This window comes from Chamaesiphon sp. VAR_48_metabat_403 (genome assembly GCF_031422475.1).
GTDB lineage: Bacteria > Cyanobacteriota > Cyanobacteriia > Cyanobacteriales > Chamaesiphonaceae > Chamaesiphon.
Genome location: NZ_JANPLS010000194.1, coordinates 1 through 4,766 on the forward strand (window position 1 = coordinate 1; position 4,766 = coordinate 4,766).

General features: G+C 44.1%; 2 protein-coding genes and 1 pseudogene. 2 read left to right on the top strand and 1 reads right to left on the bottom strand.

The window, feature by feature from the left end; genetic code table 11:
* Positions 1 to 485 precede the first annotated feature (485 nt).
* Together nrdJ and RMO79_RS09320 are read left to right on the top strand one after the other, a co-directional pair.
* A pseudogene (gene nrdJ, locus RMO79_RS09315) lies at positions 486 to 2,576 on the top strand (ribonucleoside-triphosphate reductase, adenosylcobalamin-dependent); the annotation flags it as partial.
* 222 nt (positions 2,577 to 2,798) lie between these two features.
* Positions 2,799 to 3,281, top strand: coding sequence for a DUF1499 domain-containing protein (locus RMO79_RS09320; RefSeq protein ID WP_310482849.1), 483 nt, complete (start codon positions 2,799 to 2,801; stop codon positions 3,279 to 3,281).
* Here the strand turns inward: RMO79_RS09320 and RMO79_RS09325 are convergent.
* On the bottom strand, positions 3,239 to 4,766 hold a 1,528-nt coding region (locus RMO79_RS09325; protein WP_310482850.1), incomplete at its 5' end, for a response regulator. The two genes, RMO79_RS09320 and RMO79_RS09325, sit on opposite strands and share 43 nt — an antisense overlap.

Sequence of the window (4,766 nt, forward strand, 5' to 3'; positions counted from 1 at the left end):
TGACTAGCCTTCTATTTCGGCTAGTCAAGTATTAACATCCATTTGGCTAGCTGTCTATACAGGCTAGTCAATTGTTTGGTATGGAAAAATAGATGACATTTACTATAAATAATGAACCAAAAAATATTACCGACCAAGACATCGAACTCGAACTCGAACTAGAGCATCGAATGTCTAGGTTTGGACTAAATCCGTGTGGTAGATAAATTTGCCTCACATTAAAAACTCCGCAAAATCGGTGAAAGCTGAGATATGGTTGTTAATATTTAGTTATTAATTAACCTGCTAATACCGAGGTAACTAGAGAAACTAACAAGTCTCTAACACCGTAGAGCGTAGAGGGTGAAACTAGTGAAAGCTAGAATATAAACCTCCAAGAGTGCGGAGCACTTAAATTTCAAACTAAGTGAAAATGTACGCCGAACTACAGAGAATATAGAATCTGTAGAACTAGAGGATAAAAAGCCTTTAGGATAACAAAATTGGAAATTCTCGGTACTAATTTTCACTGTGTTAGTGGTGAAACGATCCTAATTACTCGCGATGGTTTATCTAAAATTCAAGATGTAATCGATCGAGAAATTGAGATTTGGAATGGTAAAGCTTGGAGTAAGGTAACTCCTTTCCAAACTAATACTAACCAAAAACTGTACCGCGTTCAATTTAGCGATGGTACATATTTAGATGCGACTGAATATCACCGCTTCTTTGTGAAGGATCGCTTTGGCAAAGAATACAAGGAAGTCTTAACTAAAGACTTAATGGATACTAGCCGCTATCAGCTTCATACCGAACCATTTCAAATTCAGTATGAAGGCGGATCGGATATCGATTCAAGTTATGCTTATACTTTAGGCGTGGCTGTAGGCGATGGTACTGTAGACCAAAAGAATCGGGCTAAAATTCGGTTATATGAAGGTAAGTCTAACTTAGTTGTTGCTGGTCATAAGTCGCCAGAACGTAACTATGATTATTTACCTGCTGCTTGGGTTCGTTCCATGGTCGGGAGACCCGACCGGACGAACTCCGCTTTTACCGATGTTACTGAGTTAGACTTTTCGGCAGAGTTTCTCAAAGCACTGAAAACTAATCCTGAAGCGTTAGATATTATCGCAGGCTGGAATCGTCAAGCAATCCTACACTTTATTGCGGGACTTGCTGATACCGATGGCTCAAATACTAACAGTAATGGCATTCGGATTTATATCTCCGATCGCGAGCGCGCATACCGTTGTCAATTATTATTGGCTAAATGTGGGATTCGTTGCTCTCTAAATCTAATGTCTCGCAAAGGTGCGGTAACAAATTATGGAGTCAGAAGTCAAGATCTCTACTATCTCCAAATTACTAACTGTGCGGAAATTCCTTGTCAGCGTCTAGATATTAGCAAAAGTACCGAGCCATTAAATAAAGGCAAATGGCAAGTAATTCGCGGTGTTGAAGAACTCCCTGGATTGCATGATACTTTCTGTTTCAACGAGCCAGAATTTCATAAAGGAGTATTTGGAGCTACTTTGGCGGGTAATTGCAACTTGTCTGAAGTACACTTGAATCAATTAGATCCAAGTAACCATAAAGAACAAGAAGAAGCCTTCGTTGCGAGTGCTTTATCTGTTGCGACATTACTCAACCATAAATTCCAAGAACCGCGTTATCAATACAGTCGGGAATTAGATCCGATCGTGGGTGTATCATTTACTGGTCTGTTTGATTTCTTCGTTCATGCCTTTGGTGCGGAATGGTTGCAGTGGTGGGCTGAAGGTCGTCCAGCGACTGAGGCGGGGATTGCTTATAAGCAATCAGAGCATGAATACCTGAACACCTGGCGCGAAATCGTCGAATCGACCGTGTGGGCGTATTGCGACAAACATGGCATCAAACGTCCCAACCGTTGCACGACAGTCCAGCCATCGGGGACTAAATCGCTGCTGACTGGTGCTTCTCCGGGCTGGCACGCCCCCAAAGCGCAACGGTTCATCCGCCGGATCACTTTCCGGAAGGATGACCCGGTAGCCCTCGCCTGTATCGATTATGGATATAGTGTGATTCCGTCTCAATCTGATAAGGATGAGAATGGAAATCTGCTAAACGATGCTTACGATCCGCGTTGTACGGAATGGTTGATCGAGATTCCGGTGGCGGTGTCTTGGGCAGATATTCCGGGTGCAGATGCGATCGAAATCGGTCAATTTAGCGCGCTGTCGCAGATGGACTTCTATATGGGCGTACAGAAACATTATGTGCGGCATAATACCAGTGCGACGATCGAATTGCGAGAGCATGAAGTAGATGCCCTCGGCAAGCGGATTTACGAGGCGATTCGGGATGATGAGGGTTATATCTCTGCGGCTCTATTGGCGCGGTTTGACGACCACCAGACGTTCCCTCGGTTGCCGTTTGAACCGATCGATAAGGCGACTTTCGATGAGATGATGGTCGGAGTATTAGCCCGCCGTCAGACTGCCGAATTCCATACTGCTTTAAGTCGTTATGACTTGGGTAATAGTGCAGATGAAGCTGGCCCCGCTGGTTGCGATTCGGATAAGTGCTTGTTGCCTGAAGCGAAGCCAAATTAGTTGAAAGTTGCGACGCGCGTCAAAACAGAAAGTTGAAAGCGACTGAGCAAATTCAAGTTTTGATGTTGCAAAATCGGGAAACATTTAAGGAAATAGTCATCGATATCTGGGTTAACACCCATCCTCAGCCAACTAGTTGTTATATTAGATTAACTCCCCTACTGTCGATCGGCAGTAGGGGAATTTTCGATCTACTATGGATAAAGTAGAATGGAAATAAATATGAATACAGTGAAATCGAAACCAATTGCTAGGTATGTTGTTATGGCGATCGCGTTAATCCTTGCTTTTCTATTTTGGAATAATCATATATTTGCAGGTACGGCACCAACGAATATCGGTGTTGAAAATGGCAAATTAACTGTTTGTCCGGCTACTCCAAATTGTGTGAATAGTCAGGTATCAATTAATGATAGCCAAAAAATTAGCCCGATTCAGTTTACTGGAGATATTCCAACGACGATCGCGAAACTGAAACAGACAATTGCGTCGATGCCTCGGACTAATATTGTCAAGGAAACTAATAATTATTTGTATGTGGAATTCGCTAGTAAGTTGATGGGTTTTGTTGATGATGTCGAGTTTTATTTTGATAACGATAACAAACTTATTCAGGTTCGATCGGCTTCACGATTGGGTGAATCTGACTTGGGTGTAAATCGTCAACGGATTGAAGAGATTAGAACTTTACTAGCTGCTGTTTGAATCAAAGATTTCAGCGTTGCTAATAGTTCTGGCTCCGTATATGGTTTGGAGAAATAGGCGGAAGCTCCTAAGTTCATGGCTAACATCCGATGTTTTTCACTGTTGCGGGAGGTGAGCATCAGGATGGGGAGATCTTGAAAATCTTCGTTCGATCGCAGGGCTTCCAGCACTCCATAGCCATCTAGTCGGGGCATCTCGATATCGCAAATTGCTGCTTGAACTACTACTAGCCCCGTTAGGAGTTTTTCAACGGCTTCTTGTCCATCTCTGGCTTGTTCGACTTGATAGCCTTGTTTTTCTAACATTACGGCTAAATAACGACGGACATTAATCGAGTCGTCAATGACTAAGATTGTGTTAGTTGTTGGATTGTTAGGGATGAAATCGATTGAGATCTGCGATTTTTCTCGCACGGGGTTTGGATTTATTGGCGCATCAGATTTAGAAGACATCCAGCCCGCAAATTGGATTAGATCGATCAGCGGAACGAGGCGACCATCGCCTAAAATAATCGAGTTACCGAAGCCTGGAGTTAATGGCATTGGAGTATCGATCGATCTCAAGGTAACTTCTTGTTCGCCCCAATATCGATCGATCTGAAAAGCGATCGATCTTCGATCTTCGCCGACGATTAATACGGTGGGTTGGGAAATAGTTGGTTTTCCTGGTAATCCAAAAGTTCTACTATTCCTACCAAATGATATTCCTTGTTCTAATGCGATTAGGGGAATATCTTGGGATTGCCAAGTGATTTTGGTGCCATCAGCGGTGACTAGATCGGGTTGGAAATGGATAATTTCCTTGATGCTATCTACCGATACTGCGAAGACAAATCCCGATCGTTCGAGTAACATGATTTTAACGATCGAAAGCGTCAACGGTACGCGGATAATAAAAGTAGTCCCGATGCCTGGTTGAGTTTCGATCTGAATATTTCCACGGACTTGTTCGATATTGGTGCGAACTACATCCATTCCCACACCCCGCCCAGAGAGTTCTGTCAGACTGGCGGCGGTACTAAAGCCTGGTTCAAAAATGACATCGAGTAATTGGGCTTTTGGCATTTTTGCTACTGCGGCGGCGGGTAAACCCATCTGCTGGAGCCGATCTCGGATCCGATCGAGTTTCACGCCACCGCCATCATCAGCGATCGTAATCATCGTTTCACCACTGCGCTGACTGGCTGTGAGGACGATCGATCCTTGGGTAGGTTTCCCCGCCGCCATCCGAGTTGCGGGATCTTCGATCCCATGATCGAAGGCATTTCGGAGCAGGTGCATCAGCGGATCGCTCAAGCTTTCCAGCATAGCTCGATCGATCCCAATATTTTCGCCTTGAATCGTCAGGGTGACAGATTTACCAAACTGTACGGATAAATCGCGAATCAGACGCGGAAAACGTTTGACAACATCAGCAAAGGGGATCGTCTGAGTGCGGTTCAGGTTGACCTGTAAGCTGCGGGTGGTCTGTTTGATGCTACTGATC